15 protein-coding genes are annotated in these 14028 nt (G+C 57.9%); 4 read left to right on the top strand and 11 right to left on the bottom strand.

The window, feature by feature from the left end:
- The first annotated feature begins 39 nt into the window (after positions 1–39).
- Entirely contained in the window at positions 40–297 is a 258-nt protein-coding gene (locus DIC66_RS10820; protein ID WP_117176995.1) for a type B 50S ribosomal protein L31, read from the top strand.
- A 93-nt stretch (positions 298–390) separates the two neighbouring features.
- Complete coding sequence (locus DIC66_RS10815; protein WP_117176993.1) at positions 391–2106, top strand: hypothetical protein; 1716 nt, start codon at positions 391–393, stop codon at positions 2104–2106.
- Here the strand turns inward: DIC66_RS10815 and phoR are convergent.
- From phoR to pstS, 7 genes are read right to left on the bottom strand one after another with little or no spacing between them, the layout of a single operon-like run.
- The gene (phoR, locus tag DIC66_RS10810) at positions 2081–3442 is read right to left on the bottom strand and encodes a phosphate regulon sensor histidine kinase PhoR (RefSeq protein WP_117176991.1); all 1362 of its coding nucleotides are present in this window, start codon (positions 3440–3442) and stop codon (positions 2081–2083) included. The two genes, DIC66_RS10815 and phoR, sit on opposite strands and share 26 nt — an antisense overlap.
- Before the next feature lie 16 nt (positions 3443–3458).
- Positions 3459–4184, bottom strand: coding sequence for a phosphate regulon transcriptional regulator PhoB (phoB, locus tag DIC66_RS10805; RefSeq protein WP_117176990.1), 726 nt, complete (start codon positions 4182–4184; stop codon positions 3459–3461).
- Positions 4181–4882 carry a phosphate signaling complex protein PhoU gene (gene phoU / locus DIC66_RS10800; protein ID WP_117176988.1) on the bottom strand — a complete coding sequence of 234 codons (702 nt, stop codon included), beginning with the start codon at positions 4880–4882 and terminating at the stop codon, positions 4181–4183. The genes phoB and phoU overlap by 4 nt, the downstream gene beginning before the upstream one ends.
- A gap of 25 nt (positions 4883–4907) precedes the next feature.
- A complete protein-coding gene (gene pstB, locus DIC66_RS10795) occupies positions 4908–5687 on the bottom strand; it encodes a phosphate ABC transporter ATP-binding protein PstB (protein ID WP_117176986.1) in 780 nt (259 codons plus the stop codon).
- Between the two features lie 24 nt (positions 5688–5711).
- Positions 5712–6572, bottom strand: a complete 861-nt coding sequence (gene pstA / locus DIC66_RS10790) for a phosphate ABC transporter permease PstA (protein ID WP_117176984.1) — start codon at positions 6570–6572, stop codon at positions 5712–5714.
- Positions 6572–7603 carry a phosphate ABC transporter permease subunit PstC gene (gene pstC / locus DIC66_RS10785; RefSeq protein WP_117176982.1) on the bottom strand — a complete coding sequence of 344 codons (1032 nt, stop codon included), beginning with the start codon at positions 7601–7603 and terminating at the stop codon, positions 6572–6574. The genes pstA and pstC overlap by 1 nt, the downstream gene beginning before the upstream one ends.
- 26 nt (positions 7604–7629) lie before the next feature.
- Positions 7630–8673 (bottom strand): phosphate ABC transporter substrate-binding protein PstS, encoded by a 1044-nt coding sequence (gene pstS / locus DIC66_RS10780; RefSeq protein WP_117176980.1) that lies wholly within the window; start codon positions 8671–8673, stop codon positions 7630–7632.
- Positions 8674–8861: 188 nt separating this feature from the next.
- On the opposite strand from pstS, the gene DIC66_RS10775 reads away from it, so the two are divergent.
- Together DIC66_RS10775 and DIC66_RS10770 are read left to right on the top strand one after the other, a co-directional pair.
- On the top strand, positions 8862–9371 hold the full coding sequence (locus DIC66_RS10775; RefSeq protein ID WP_117176978.1) for a fasciclin domain-containing protein: 510 nt from the start codon (positions 8862–8864) through the stop codon (positions 9369–9371).
- A 99-nt stretch (positions 9372–9470) separates the two neighbouring features.
- Positions 9471–10979: a Ppx/GppA phosphatase family protein gene (locus DIC66_RS10770; RefSeq protein WP_117176976.1), complete on the top strand. Its 1509-nt coding sequence runs from the start codon at positions 9471–9473 to the stop codon at positions 10977–10979.
- 31 nt (positions 10980–11010) lie between these two features.
- On the opposite strand, the gene DIC66_RS23100 is transcribed toward DIC66_RS10770, so the two are convergent.
- The 4 genes from DIC66_RS23100 to DIC66_RS10755 all read right to left on the bottom strand — a co-directional run bounded on the left by DIC66_RS23100 (position 11011) and on the right by DIC66_RS10755 (position 14007).
- Positions 11011–11247 (bottom strand): hypothetical protein, encoded by a 237-nt coding sequence (locus DIC66_RS23100; RefSeq protein WP_158558889.1) that lies wholly within the window; start codon positions 11245–11247, stop codon positions 11011–11013.
- 117 nt (positions 11248–11364) lie between these two features.
- Entirely contained in the window at positions 11365–11997 is a 633-nt protein-coding gene (locus DIC66_RS10765; RefSeq protein ID WP_117176974.1) for a response regulator, read from the bottom strand.
- Entirely contained in the window at positions 11994–13460 is a 1467-nt protein-coding gene (locus DIC66_RS10760) for a response regulator (protein ID WP_117176972.1), read from the bottom strand. The genes DIC66_RS10765 and DIC66_RS10760 overlap by 4 nt, the downstream gene beginning before the upstream one ends.
- Positions 13461–13545: 85 nt before the next feature.
- Positions 13546–14007, bottom strand: coding sequence for a SixA phosphatase family protein (locus DIC66_RS10755; RefSeq protein ID WP_117176970.1), 462 nt, complete (start codon positions 14005–14007; stop codon positions 13546–13548).
- Between the last annotated feature and the right edge of the window lie 21 nt (positions 14008–14028).

Here is a 14028-nt window from a genome sequence, read left to right as displayed (position 1 = left end):
AATAGGTCGGGGCGGCTGGCGCAACTGATGGAGAGAAATATGAAAGACGGCATTCACCCCAATTACCGCGAAGTTTGCTTCCAGGACATGTCCAACAACTTCAAGTTTGTGACACGTTCCTGCGCCAACACCAAGGAAATGATCAAGATGGAAGACGGACGCGAGCTGCCTTTGTACAAGCTGGATACAACCAGCGAGTCCCATCCTTTCTACACCGGCACACAGAAATCCGTGGACAACATGGGTGGCCGTGTTGAGAAGTTCCGCAACCGTTTCGGCAAGACCGCAGCGAAGTAATGCGGAGTCAGGTTTTGGCCTGAGCCCCTTGAAAAAAGCAGCCCGGATTTCCGCGCTGCTTTTTTTCTGTCACTCTCAAATAATGCACACCGCGTGAACCAACCCAACCCCGCCATCGTTGCCCAAGCAGCTGCCAGACGCCTGCCGCGGGGTGCACTGTTGCTACTCTGCTTGGCCTATGTGTTAACGGGTTTTATCGGGCGTGATGCCTGGAAGAGTGCAGACATAGCGGCCCTGGGTTTCATGGCAGAGTTGGCACAAGGATCGGCAGCATGGCTGCATCCCACTTTGACCGGTTTGACGCCTGACAACCCTTCGCTGTTGCCCTACTGGCTGGGTGCCTGGGCAATGCAATGGTGTCCACCCTGGATCGCACCTGATTTCTGGGTACGCCTGCCCTTTGCGCTGCTGCTGGCGCTGGGACTGGCTGCGACTTGGTATGGGTGCTATTACTTGGCCAGAAGCCCGCGGGCACAGCCAGTGACCTTTGCTTTTGGCGGCGAGGCCCTCCCAAAGGACTATGCCCGCGCCATGGCCGATGGTGCCCTGCTGGCCCTGATCGCCTGCCTGGGGTTGGCACAAATCGGGCATGAAACCACTCCGGAACTGGCGCAGCTCGGATTCTCTGCCCTGCTGTTTTTTGCGCTGGCCACCCTGCACTACCGTCCCCTTGCGTCCATGGCGTGCGCCTGCCTGGGACTACTGGGCCTGAGCCTGAGCGGTGCGCCAACAGTCGCCTTGCTGTACCTTGCCGGCGGCATGCTGATCCACCTCCTGGAGCGCAATAGCGATGCAGAAACCGAAGAGAAGGACCCACACAAGACCCTGACAGTTGCCTTGCTTTTGGGCAGCGCAATGGCGTGTGCCTGGCTGTGCGCGCGCCTGGACCTGTGGCGCTGGAAGGTAGAAATTCCCAAAGCCACTTGGTCCGAGTTGAACGGCATCATGCAGCTACTTGTCTGGTTTACCTGGCCTGCCTGGCCCTTGGCTCTATGGACAACATGGCGCTGGCGGCGTCAGTTGTTTAGTCAGCATATCAGCCGCCACCTGGCCTTGCCGGTGTGGTTCGTACTTGTGACCCTGGGCTCCATGCTGACCAGCAATTCCCCCGACCGCTCACTTTTGCTGGCATTGCCCGCCATGGCATCCTTGGCCGCATTTGCACTGCCAACGCTCAAGCGGCAAGTGGCCGCATTGATTGACTGGTTCACCCTGATCTTTTTTTCCGGCTGTGGCCTTACGATCTGGGTGGTTTGGATTGCCATGCAAACCGGCTACCCCAGCCAGCCCGCAGCCAATGTGGAACGCCTGGCACCTGGCTTTGTTCCGCTTTTTTCTACGCTGGCATTCGTGGTGGCCATCGTTGCTACGCTGGTCTGGGCGTGGCTGGTGCAATGGCGGGTGGGCCGCCACCGCGCCGCCATTTGGAAAAGTCTGGTGCTGCCCGCCGGTGGCGCCACGCTGTGCTGGATGCTGCTGATGACCCTGTGGTTGCCGCTGCTGAACTACACACAAAGCTACAACGCTCTGGTGGCCCATACGCTGGAACGCATGCAGCCTGCCGGTTGTGTGGAAACGCTGGGACTCAGCCCGGCAAAAGCAGCCGCATTCCAGATCTACGGCAAACTGGAGCTCAAACCCATGCAAGCACGGGCCACATGCCCTTGGCTCATTGCAGAACCGGGTGAAGACATGTCCGCTCCGAACCAGGTGGATGCCGCTCAATGGAGCTTGCTGGCCCACCTGCATCATCCAGCCGAAGGCAACGAAAGCGTACTGATCTTCAGGCGTCAATCAGCCTCTCTGTAGCGGTCGGCAAGGTGGTCTGCTGGTGCACGCGCTGGGGCGGAAAGCTGATGGAAAAGCACGAGCCCTTGCCCGGCGCACTCTCAATGGAAAGTTCGGCACCGTGGCGCTGCGAGACATGTTTCACAATCGCCAGGCCCAAGCCTGTCCCGCCCGTCTCGCGCGAGCGGCTGCGGTCCACGCGATAGAAGCGTTCGGTCAGCCGCGGAATGTGCTCGGGCGCAATACCCTGGCCCTGGTCTTTGACACTGAAGATGGCGCCACCATCGGGCGTGCTGGTCCAGCGAACCACGATCGCCTTGTCTGCTGGCGAATAGCGAATCGCATTGCCAATCAAATTGAACATGGCGCTGAGCAACTCGGAAGCCGAACCAGCGAGCTCCGCCACCCCATGCGTTTCGAAGGATAGTGTCTGGGTTCCACCCCACAGCAAGGCTGACAGGTCATGGGCGTCCTGTTCACATTGCGCCATCAGCGCAGCTACCGGATGCCACTCCTGTGATGGTGGCAATGGACTACCCTCCAGGCGTGACAAGGTCAGCAAGTCACTCACCAGGGTTTGCATGCGCTGGGCCTGTTGGGACATCAAGTCAAGGTAGCGATTACGATCTTCAGCCTTCAAAGGCAAGGACTGCAGAGTTTCCACAAACCCGGCCAACACAGTGAGCGGTGTGCGGATTTCATGCGACACATTGGCCACAAAGTCGCGTCGCATGGCCTCGGCCTGGTCCAGTGCCGTGATGTCATGCGACAGCAACAGGCTGCGTCCTTCGCCGTAGGGGTGCATGTGCACCGACAACCTGACCGGCTTGGAGCTGGAGCTGTTGCGCCCTGGCATCACAACGTCTCTGCGAAAGTCCCTGGTTGAGAAATACGCTGCAAAGCCTGGGTCACGAACAAGATTGCCCAAGTGTTGCAACATGTCACGACGCTCGTCCAGACCGAAATGACCAGCCGCCATCTGGTTGAACCATTCAATGCGGCCGTCCCGGTCGAGCAGCACGACGCCATTGGGTGAAGCCTGCAGTGCGGCCAGAAACTCTTGCAGTCGGTTGTCGCTTTCGGCCAGCACGCGGTCCCGGCTACGCACCAGCTTGCGGGCCCGGTCGAATACCTCACCCCAAAATCCGCTGCCCAGAGGAATCTGCGAGGTGTCTCCCGAGCGCAACCAACGCAGAAGCCGCCAACCACGCCATCCATCCAGCGCCAGCCATACGTAGCAACCGGCCAGGGCCGCCAGCAACGTGACTGTGTACTGGTCGTGACCTGTGTAGAAAAACCAAACAGCAAGCGCTGGCACTATCTGGCACAGCAGAAACAAGAAAATGCGCCAAAACATGGGCTAATGTAATGCCTTAACGGCTGGCTTTTTCCAAAGTTGCAAGTGGTACCTCAGGCTTGGCGGTCAATCGGTAGCCCGCGCCACGCACGGTCTCCACCATGGTGCCCGCGGCGCCCAAAGCTTCCCGCAAACGTTTGACGTGTACATCCACTGTGCGCTCTTCAATGTACACATGGTCACCCCAAACCTTGTCCAGCAACTGCGCGCGGCTGTGTACCCGCTCAGCACTGTTCATGAAGAACTGCAGCAGCTTGAACTCGGTGGGCCCAAGCTTGAGTGGCTGCTCCTCAAAGGTCACGCGGTAGGTCGCGGGGTCCAGCTTCAAGCCCGAAATATGAATGGCTTCGCCCACTTGCTCAGGTGCCTTGCGACGCAAAACTGCGCGAACCCGTGCCAGCAGTTCCCGGGTGGAAAATGGTTTGGCAATGTAGTCGTCCGCACCCGCATCCAGGCCGGCCACGCGGTCGGCTTCGTCGCCACGCGCAGTCAGCATGATGATGGGCACTTCCTTGGTACGCGGATGGGCGCGCCAGCGCTTGGCCAGTACCAACCCGCTCTCGCCCGGCAGCATCCAGTCCAGCAAAATCAGGTCAGGCACGGCGGCGTCAATTTCGCGTTGTGCACTGGCGCTATCTATGGCCCAGGTGGTGCGAAAGCCGTTGTGCCGCAGGTTTACCGCAATCAGTTCGGCAATGGACGGTTCGTCCTCCACCACCAGCACGGCAGGCATGTTTCTCATCGCACCACAGACTCGATTTTTTCCATGGTGGAATGGCGCACGTCTTCGCCCTTGACCACATAGATGATGAACTCGGCGATGTTCTTTGAATGGTCGCCGATGCGCTCAATCGCCTTGGCCAGAAACAGCAAGTCCAAGCTGGGGGAAATGGTGCGCGGGTCTTCCATCATGTAGGTCACCAGCTTGCGTACAAAGCCGTCAAACTCCTGGTCGATCAGGTCGTCCTCTTTGAGGATGGCTACGGCTGCGTTGACATCGAGACGGGCAAATGCATCCAGTGCCTTGTTGAGCAGGCCAGAGGCCAGGTCGGCGGCCACGCGCAGCTCCAGCGAAGGCAGAGAGCGCGGTGCGCCGCTCTGGATGATGGAGCGCACCATACGGGCAATCTTTTCAGCCTCGTCACCCACGCGCTCCAGGTTGGCGGTGGTCTTGGAGATGGCAATCAGCAGGCGCAGGTCGCGCGCCGTGGGCTGGCGCCGGGCGATGATGCTGGAGAGCGCATGGTCAATCTCGATTTCCATGGCATTGACGCGCGACTCGTTGGCAGACACCTGCTCGGTGGCCTCCAAGCTGAATTGCGCCAGCGAGTAGATGGCCTGGCGGATTTGGGATTCGACCAAACCGCCCATTTCCATGACCTGGCTGGAGACGGAGGTCAGTTCGCTGTCGAACTGGGTAGACAAGTGTTTATCTGGCATGGTGCTTCCTCGGTTCAGGCAATGATCAGCCGAATCGGCCGGTGATGTAGTCTTCAGTTTCCTTGCGGCTGGGTTTGAAGAACATTTGCTCGGTGGAGCCGAATTCCATCAAATCGCCCAGGTACATATACGCTGTGTAGTCGCTGCAGCGTGCGGCTTGCTGCATGTTGTGGGTCACGATGACCACCGTGTAGTCTTCCTTGAGTTCCACAATCAGCTCTTCCACCTTGGCCGTCGAGATCGGGTCGAGCGCCGAGCAGGGCTCATCGAGCAGCAACACCTCGGGTTTGATGGCAATGCCGCGCGCAATGCACAGGCGCTGCTGCTGGCCACCAGACAGGCTGCTGCCGCTTTGGTGCAGCTTGTCCTTGACCTCGCCCCACAGGGCCGACTTGCGCAGCGCCCACTCCACACGCTCTTCCATGTCGGTGGCGTTGAGCTTTTCGAACAGCTTCACACCAAAGGCGATGTTGTCGTAGATGGACATGGGAAACGGCGTGGGCTTCTGGAACACCATGCCGACCTTGGCGCGCAGCAGGGCCACGTCTTCCTTGCTGGTGAGCAGGTTCTCGCCATCGAGCAGGATCTGGCCTTCGGCGCGCTGCTCCGGGTAGAGCTCAAACATGCGGTTGAAGATGCGCAGCAGGGTGGACTTGCCGCAACCGGACGGGCCGATGAAGGCGGTGACCTTGTTCTCCGGGATTTCCATGTTGATGCCCTTGAGGGCATGGAACTTGCCGTAGAAAAAGTTCAGGTCCTTGACGGAAATCTTGGTTTTTTCGGGTGTAGTGGGCGTGACGGGCATGGGAGTGTCTCTTCTAAATGAGGGTCAGCTTTTAGCGCGGGTCAGCACCCGGGCCACGATGTTGAGGGCGAGCACCGCCATGGTGATCAGGAACACGCCGGCCCACGCCAGCTTCTGCCAGTTTTCATAGGGGCTCATGGCGAACTTGAAAATCGTCACCGGCAAGCTGGCCATGGGCTGGCCCAGGCTGGAGGTCCAGAACTGGTTGGAGAGCGCGGTAAACAGCAGCGGTGCGGTCTCACCCGAGATGCGTGCCACAGCCAGCAGAATGCCGGTGATCACGCCGGTGCGGGCGGCCTTGAGGGTGATGCTCAGAATCACCTTCCACTTGGGCGCACCCAGGGCGTAGGCCGCTTCGCGCAGGCCTGCGGGCACCAGCTGAAGCATGTTCTCGGTGGTGCGAATCACCACCGGAATCACGATCAGTGCCAGCGCCACCACACCGGCAATGGCCGAGAAGGAGCGCATGGGGCTGACCACCACCGCATAAACAAACAGGCCAATGACAATGGAGGGGGCCGAGAGCAGGATGTCGTTGACAAAGCGCGTGGTACTGGCCAGCCAGCCCTTGGGCTCGAACTCGGCCAGGTAAATACCGGCCATCACCCCCACCGGGGTGCCCACAAACGTGGCCAGCAGCACCATCAACAGCGAGCCGTAGATGGCATTGGCCAGGCCGCCGTCTTCGTTGGGGCCGGGGGTCATCTGGGTGAGAGTGGCCATGGTCAGCCCGTCGATACCCAGGATGATGGTTTCCCACAAAATCCAGGTCAGCCAGAACAGACCAAAAGTCATGGCCGCCAGCGCCAGGGTGGTGGCAAACACGTTCACACGTTTGCGGCTGGCAAACATGGCCGCACGCGCGGCTTGCACTTCAGGGCTCATCATGTCTTGGCTCCTTCGCCCTTGCGCAGCTGTGCCAGCAACAACTTGGACAGCGACAGAATCACAAAGGTAATAAAGAACAACACCAAGCCCAGGTACATCAGTGCGGCCTGGTGCAGGCCCTCACCGGCTTCGGCAAACTCATTGGCCAGGGCCGAGGTGATGCTGTTGGCAGCCTGGAACAGGCTGAGTGAATCGAGCTGGTTGAAGTTGCCAATCACAAAGGTCACCGCCATGGTCTCGCCAATGGCGCGGCCCAGGCCGAGCATGATGCCGCCAATGACACCGGTCTTGGTGAAAGGCAGCACAATTTTGGAAACCACTTCCCAGGTGGTGGCGCCCAGGCCGTAGGCGGACTCCTTGAGCATGGGCGGTGTGACTTCAAACACGTCGCGCATCACCGCCGAAATAAACGGAATGATCATGATGGCCAAGATGATGCCGGCCGACAAAATGCCGATACCCACAGGTGGGCCCGATACAAAGGCACCCAGATAGGGTACGCCGGTAAAGGCCGCCTGCAGGGGCTGCTGCACATACGTAGCCAACACCGGGCCAAACACCAAGAGGCCCCACATGCCATACACGATAGAGGGAATGGCCGCCAGCAATTCAATAGCCGTGCCCAGCGGGCGCTTGAGCCAAGAGGGCGACAGTTCGGTCAGAAAGAGCGCAATGCCGAAGCTTACCGGAACGGCAATCAGCAGCGCAATCACCGAGGTGGCCAGTGTGCCGTAAATCATCACCAGGCCGCCAAACTCTTCCTGCACCGGGTCCCAGGCGCTGTTAGTCAGAAAGCCCAGGCCGTACTTGGCAATGGCCGGCCATGCGCTGATGGTCAGCGAGGTCAGAATCGCCAGCAACAGGCCCAGCGTGAAAACCGCCGCACCCTTGGCCACATAGCCAAAAATACGGTCAGCCATAGGGCCGGAACGCGCCCTCTGGACGGGCGGAGGTGTGGTCATGGCGCGTGCCTTGTCGTTGACTGTGAGTGGGCCGGGGGATTCCCCATGCGCAAGAATGGATGACATGGGGAATCTCTTCTACTTCGTGCTAATTACTTGCTGGCAATGGTCTTGCCGGAGGTGTCCTTGATCTCGCCCCAGGACTTCTGGATCATGGCAATCACGGGTGCGGGCAGGGGCACGTAGTCCAGATCGGTCGCAGCCTTGCCACCGTTGGCGAAGGCCCAGTTGAAGAACTTCAGCACTTCGGTACCGTTGGCGGGCTTGTCCTGCTTGGCGTGCATCAGGATGAAAGTGGCGCCGCTGATGGGCCAGGCTTCCTTGCCCGTGGAGTTGGTGAGGATCTGGAAGAAGGACTTGTTCCAGTCGGCACCGGCGGCGGCTGCCTTGAAGGCGTCGTCTTCGGGCTTGACAAACACGCCGGCTGCGTTTTGCAGGATGGCGTAGTTCATCTTGTTTTGCTTGACGTAGGAATATTCCACATAGCCAATCGAGTTGGGCAGGCGGTTCACAAAGGCGGACACGCCTTCGTTACCCTTTCCACCGGCGCCCACCGGCCAGTTCACAGCCGTGCCCTCGCCCACTTTGGACTTCCACTCGGGATTCACCTTGCTCAGGTAGTTGGTGAAGATGAAGGTGGTGCCGGAGCCGTCCGCGCGGCGCACCGGCGCAATGGCCGTATCGGGCAATGCCAGCGTGGGGTTCAGGGCCTTGATGGCAGGATCATTCCACTTGGCAATCTTGCCCAGGAAAATGTCGCCCAAAACCTGACCGGTCAGCTTGAGTTGTCCGGGCTCAATGCCCTTGACGTTGATCACCGGCACCACGCCGCCAATGACGGTGGGGAACTGCACCTGGCCCTTGGACTTCAAAACTTCGTCCGTTTGGGGCATATCGGATGCACCAAAGTCGACGGTCTTCGAGTCGATTTGCTTGATACCGCCACCGGAGCCGATGGACTGGTAATTCACCCGAACGCCCGTGGCCTTGTTGTAGTCAGAAGCCCACTTGGCATAGATGGGCGCGGGAAAGCTGGCACCCGCACCGGTGATTTCCTGCGCGCTAACGCCAGCAGAAAAGCTGAAAGTGGCAGAGGCGGCAAGTGCCAGCAGCGAGTAAGTGAACGACGTTTTCATGAATAACCCTCGGGTTGGTGTTTACGGAACCCCTGAACTCTAAGAATATTTTGTGACACTCGTATGACATTCAATCCATTATCCATTCACCCGCTATTCGGCCAACTTGTCACAGGCGATTCGGAGAATTGTCACAACTCTGTCACACACCCTTTCTACGCTCAGGGCTTTCAACCGGAGTAATTTCGATGCAGATCCCAGCCCTGAACCCATCCCGTCGTACCCTTTTGTCCTGCGCCACGATCGGCTTTGCCGCCCTGATGACCGCTTGCGCCAGCGTGCCTGCACCCGTCAGCGTGGCAGATACGATCGCGAAGACACCGACCCTCAGCACCCTGAGCGGCTTGCTGGGGAGCAGCGGTCTGAACGAGACACTCAAAGGCACTGGCCCGTTCACAGTATTTGCACCCAGCAACGACGCCTTCAAGGCTGTGCCTGCCAAAACCATGGAAGACCTTGGAAAGCACCCGGAAAGACTCAAAGAAGTACTGACCTACCATGTGGTGGCGGGCAAAACCCTGGCGGCAGATGTGAAGAACTCCAAGGTCAAAAGCCTGAACGGCGCTGATCTGGAACTCTCCAGAGCAGGCGACTTCGTCACCGTCGAAAGTGCAGCCGTCACCACATCGGATGCAATCGCAACCAATGGCGTGGTGCACATCATCGACACAGTGTTGATCCCCCCTTCCAAGAAATAAGTTCCTGCAGGCGCCCCACGTTTGGACGGGGGGCGCTATGTGCTTTGGACGGGTGATATGCTCCCCTAGCGCACCAACCTAGTCTTAGAGCACCCCCTCATGCAATCTGGAAATCGCCTCGCCGCCGTGGATTTGGGCTCCAATAGTTTTCGCCTGGAAATCGGGCGGATAGACCATGGCGAATTTCGCCGTACTGAATATCTGAAGGAAACTGTTCGCCAAGGCGGCGGACTTGATGAAAATCGAAATTTGAACGTACAGGCCATGCAAGCGGGCTGGGACTGTCTGGCGCGCTTCGGGGAGCGTTTGGCGGGTTTTCAGCCCCATGAAGTGTGTGCAGTCGCCACCCAGACCTTGCGTGAAGCGCGCAACCGCGAGGAATTCCTGCAACGTGCCAACCAGATGCTGGGGTTCCCGATCAATGTCATTTCTGGCCGGGAGGAGGCGCGCCTGATATACCAGGGTGTGGCGCAGATGTTGCCAGCCAACGAGGAGCGCCGCCTGGTGATTGATATTGGCGGTCGTTCCACCGAGCTCATTTTGGGTCAGGGGCGCACTCCCAAGGTAATGGAGTCCTTTCGGGTAGGAAGCATTGGCTGGTCACAGCGTTTTTTTGCGGATGGACAGTTCACCCGCAAGGCATTTGAAATAGCGGAGGTAGCCGCCACTGCCGTACTGGATGAGGCATTTGATGCCTACAACCCCGACCAATGGGATCGGGCCTACGGTTCCGCCGGCACTGTCAGCGCCATCGGCGACGTGCTGGTGGCTGCCGGTTGGCCGGGCGGGCACATCACACAGGATGGTCTGGACTGGATACTGGACAAGCTCATTTCATCCCAGAGCGCCGATCGCTTGAAGCTGCTTGGCATGCGGGAAGACCGCAAGACCATTATTGGTGGCGGAGTCAGTGTGATGCGAGCTGTTTTCAAGCTGCTGGGCATCAGCAGCATGGAAATGGCTGCGGGTGGGCTTCGCCACGGACTGATTTGTGACCTGATGGGCGCCACCAGCCACATTGGTGATTTGCGTGTGCGCAGTGTGAACCGATTGGCATTGAAATTTGGTGTGGACACGCTACATGGGCAGCGCGTTGGAAAGGTGGCTAGCACATTGTTTGGTCAGCTCACCACCCGAAACCGGGATCTGGATGACATCAATAACGATCGCATGTTGCGCAAGCTGCATTGGGCGGCCGAATTGCACGAAATAGGCGCTCACATATCCCACAGCGATTACCACAAGCACGGCGCCTACATTTTGGACAATGCGGATGCCATGGGTTTTTCATTGTCGGAGATGCACCGATTGAGCCTGCTTGTGCTTGGGCACAGGGGTAAGCTGCGCAAACTGGATGCAGCCTTGAATGATGAAGACTTGGTTCAGCAATTGCTGTCTTTGCGGCTGGCTGTCATTTTGTGCCATGCCCGGCGTGATCCCGACCTGGGGGGGATGACCCTCAAGCGCATGGATACTGTGGGAAAGTCCATGCGTTTGACTTGTCGCAGCGATTGGGCAGAGGCCTTCCCGCAGTCGGCTCATCTATTGCGCGAGGAAGTACTGGCTTGGGAAAAAACAGCGTGGAAGCTGGAACTCAAGGGTTTCTGACTGGGAGTTTTCCCGCCGAGTCTGGACGACTTTAGCCTGCCGGCTCGATGTCAGGGTAGCCGCGGACCATCAGTTCCCACAGGCCCACACACATCCCTGCGTTTAATTCTGCTTCTGGAGCCTCGGGGCGATTCAAGTTTCTGCGCAAAGGCTTCTCGTCCTTCGGAGGGGACTTAACAGGAGCGCGCGACACCTCAATGGTGAAAAAATCAGCTGTTCGTGCGCGCAACGCATTAATGATCTGACTGCTTGGACGTTTAAGACTCATACCCCCATGATGTTGCTGCGCAGCACTAAATGGTATCGGGCGGAGCTGATTTGAAGATAGGGCATTCCCGATCTCAATCAGAAAATCCCTACATGCATTCACAACGGTTCCGGGACTTCAATCCATGAGTTGGTTGTCCATCGCATAGCGTGTCAATTCAGCAATACTGGACATTTGCATTTTTTCCAATAAACGCGCCTTGTGCGTACTGACAGTCTTGTTGCTGATGTTCAATTGATCCGCAATGTCATTGACGCCCAGGCCCTTTACCAAACATTTGAAAACGTCAAATTCACGCGCTGACAGCGCATTGTGGGGCAATCGGTCTCCACTGACCGTCGCCAGCAAGGCCATTCTTTGTGCAACCTCGCTGGAGATAAAGCGTCCACCGGAGGCCACCTTGCGGATGGCAGCCAGCAAGACTTCTGGCTCGCTGTCTTTGGTGACATAGCCATCTGCTCCCGCCTTCAAAGCGCGGGAAGCGACTTGCGCGGTGTCGTGCATGCTCAGGACCAGTATTGGCTGGCTGGGCCAATGGGCCTTGAGTCGACCAATCAAGTCCGGCCCACTTATGCTGGGCATGTTGAGGTCCAGCAACAAGACATCACAGCGGGTATGTCGCAACGCCTCCAGCACGCTGTCGCCATCTACCGCTTCGGCAACCACTTCCATTTCCGGAATGATTGCAAACATCTGCTTGAGGCCCGCACGCACTATTGCGTGGTCATCTGCGATTACGATCCTTATCATGGCGCGCACTCCTGCAATTGGGGATGCAGGGGCACTTTGACAGCAATGGTTGTGCCACGCCCTGGCCGACTCAGTATCATCAAATCGCCCCCCAAAGTCAGAGCCCGCTCACGCATACCCAGCAAACCAAAAGTTTTCCTGATCATCACCTCACCGGGATCAAAGCCGCACCCGTCATCCGAAATGCTCACATCAATCTCCTTGGGTGTAAAGTGGATGAGGATTTTGACTTCACTGGCTTTGGCATAGCGACTGATGTTGGTAAGCGACTCTTGCACAATGCGATAGATCAGCATTGCGCGCATCTCGTCTATGGGATCGGTCGATCCTTTGCACTCCAGAACACACCGTACTTCATTGTGCCGAAGGAACTCGTCACGCAGCCACTCAATCGCCGGCACCAAGCCCATGTTCAGGGCCTCCGGACGCAGCACTGTGGCAATGTTCCTCACACCCTTGATGGCTCGATCCACCAGCGCCTTCATCGCATCCACGCTGTCGATCAAGCCTGGGATGCGGGTTCCGAACTGCATCGGCATCAAGGACAAACTCATACGCAAAGCCGTCATGACCTGACCCAATTCGTCATGCACCTCACGTGCAATGTGCTTTCTTTCATTTTCACGAGCGGTCTCATTGATTGCGGCCAATTCACGCAAAGACTCCTGAGACTCGCTGAGCTTCCTGAGTGTCTCCTTTTTGTCTGTGGCATTGACCAGTACAACCGTATGCAACAGACCATGCAAGGTATCCAGCCGACTGAAAGTGGCCGAACCGGGAAAGGACGAACCGTCCTTGCGAACACAGACCAATTCCGGATTGAACTCAACCCCGGCCCCCCCAGGCTGGACTCTCGCCAGGGTACCTTCCGTACGCATAAACCGTACACTTTGCGGTAGCAGGTCCATGAGGTTGAGGCCGAGCAGCTCTTCGCGTCCGTAACCAAAGTGCTGTTCAGCCTGGGCATTGGTTTGAACAATATTCAGGTCCTCATCCGCGATCAGGAAAATGACTGGCGCATACTCGATAACGTCCCTGAACATTCCCTCCAGACTTCGGCGCTGGGCATCTGCAGCAATGTGAGCCTTTACCCTTGCCAGTAGTACGCTGGCACCTATAGGCTTGGTGACATAGTCCACTGCACCGAGTGAGAATGCTTTTTCTTCGTTCTCTATATCGGCTTTGGCTGTGAGGAAGATAACCGGTATGTCACGCGTCCTGGGATTTTCCTTGAGTAGGCTACAAACTTCATGCCCGTCCATGCCAGGCATCATCACATCCAGCAAGATCAGGTTGGGCGCTGGTTCGCTTTGAGCTATGAGCAATCCTTTCTTGCCACTGCTGGCGCTCTTGACTCGGTACCGCTCGCGCAACAGGGAATGGATGAGCGCCAGGATATCCGGGGAATCGTCAACTACCAGCACCAGTGGCCACTCGACTTGGCTTTGCGACAAGGGGATCATCGGCAAAGTTTATCCCTTTTTGCCTTTTTTACGCATTGGCCGTACCGGGCCTACGCCTTCACGGCAGCTGCCCTTACATGCCGGATTACAACAACTCAGGAGACTGCACGGTCACCAAAACGGTCTGCCCAACACCATCCCTTTCACGGTGGCGCAGCCACCATACCGCGCCTTTTTTCACCGCACATTCGCTAGCATTCAAGCCCAGCAATTTGGCAATGACTTGCCCTAGCGTCGGCTGATGGCCTACCACCAGTACACAACCCTTGGCATCGGGCCATTGCACCAACTCCAGCAATTGTTCTGGAGTTCCCAAAGGGGCAAGTGCCGGACTAAGTTTGACTTTGCGCCCCAAGGCATGCACGGTCTGCTCTGCCCGTATCGCCGTGCTGGATAAAACCTTGGCCCCGCTGGGCATTTGCCGATCCAGCCAGGCAGCCATTCGGGCCGCCTGCTTTTCACCCCGGGGAGTGAGATAGCGCGCCATGTCATCACCAACCAATTCCAGATCAACCGCTTCGGCGTGACGCCACAATATAAGATCCATCGGTACTTTCCTCTGACTGCT

The organism is Rhodoferax lacus (assembly GCF_003415675.1).
Taxonomy (GTDB): Bacteria; Pseudomonadota; Gammaproteobacteria; order Burkholderiales; family Burkholderiaceae_C; genus Allorhodoferax; species Allorhodoferax lacus.
Note: the sequence above shows the minus strand (reverse complement) of the source record. Positions and strands in the feature narration are given on the sequence as shown.

What these genes read in the sequence shown, in the direction of transcription:
- DIC66_RS10770 (WP_117176976.1), top strand. Translation starts at nt 9,471, where the DNA reads ATGCAATCTGGAAATCGCCTCGCCGCCGTGGATTTGGGCTCCAATAGT.
- phoR (WP_117176991.1), bottom strand. Translation starts at nt 3,442, where the DNA reads ATGTTTTGGCGCATTTTCTTGTTTCTGCTGTGCCAGATAGTGCCAGCG.
- pstS (WP_117176980.1), bottom strand. Translation starts at nt 8,673, where the DNA reads ATGAAAACGTCGTTCACTTACTCGCTGCTGGCACTTGCCGCCTCTGCC.
- DIC66_RS10765 (WP_117176974.1), bottom strand. Translation starts at nt 11,997, where the DNA reads ATGATAAGGATCGTAATCGCAGATGACCACGCAATAGTGCGTGCGGGC.
- pstA (WP_117176984.1), bottom strand. Translation starts at nt 6,572, where the DNA reads ATGAGCCCTGAAGTGCAAGCCGCGCGTGCGGCCATGTTTGCCAGCCGC.
- phoB (WP_117176990.1), bottom strand. Translation starts at nt 4,184, where the DNA reads ATGAGAAACATGCCTGCCGTGCTGGTGGTGGAGGACGAACCGTCCATT.
- pstB (WP_117176986.1), bottom strand. Translation starts at nt 5,687, where the DNA reads ATGCCCGTCACGCCCACTACACCCGAAAAAACCAAGATTTCCGTCAAG.
- pstC (WP_117176982.1), bottom strand. Translation starts at nt 7,603, where the DNA reads ATGTCATCCATTCTTGCGCATGGGGAATCCCCCGGCCCACTCACAGTC.
- DIC66_RS10775 (WP_117176978.1), top strand. Translation starts at nt 8,862, where the DNA reads ATGCAGATCCCAGCCCTGAACCCATCCCGTCGTACCCTTTTGTCCTGC.
- DIC66_RS10755 (WP_117176970.1), bottom strand. Translation starts at nt 14,007, where the DNA reads ATGGATCTTATATTGTGGCGTCACGCCGAAGCGGTTGATCTGGAATTG.
- DIC66_RS23100 (WP_158558889.1), bottom strand. Translation starts at nt 11,247, where the DNA reads ATGAGTCTTAAACGTCCAAGCAGTCAGATCATTAATGCGTTGCGCGCA.
- DIC66_RS10820 (WP_117176995.1), top strand. Translation starts at nt 40, where the DNA reads ATGAAAGACGGCATTCACCCCAATTACCGCGAAGTTTGCTTCCAGGAC.
- phoU (WP_117176988.1), bottom strand. Translation starts at nt 4,882, where the DNA reads ATGCCAGATAAACACTTGTCTACCCAGTTCGACAGCGAACTGACCTCC.
- DIC66_RS10760 (WP_117176972.1), bottom strand. Translation starts at nt 13,460, where the DNA reads ATGATCCCCTTGTCGCAAAGCCAAGTCGAGTGGCCACTGGTGCTGGTA.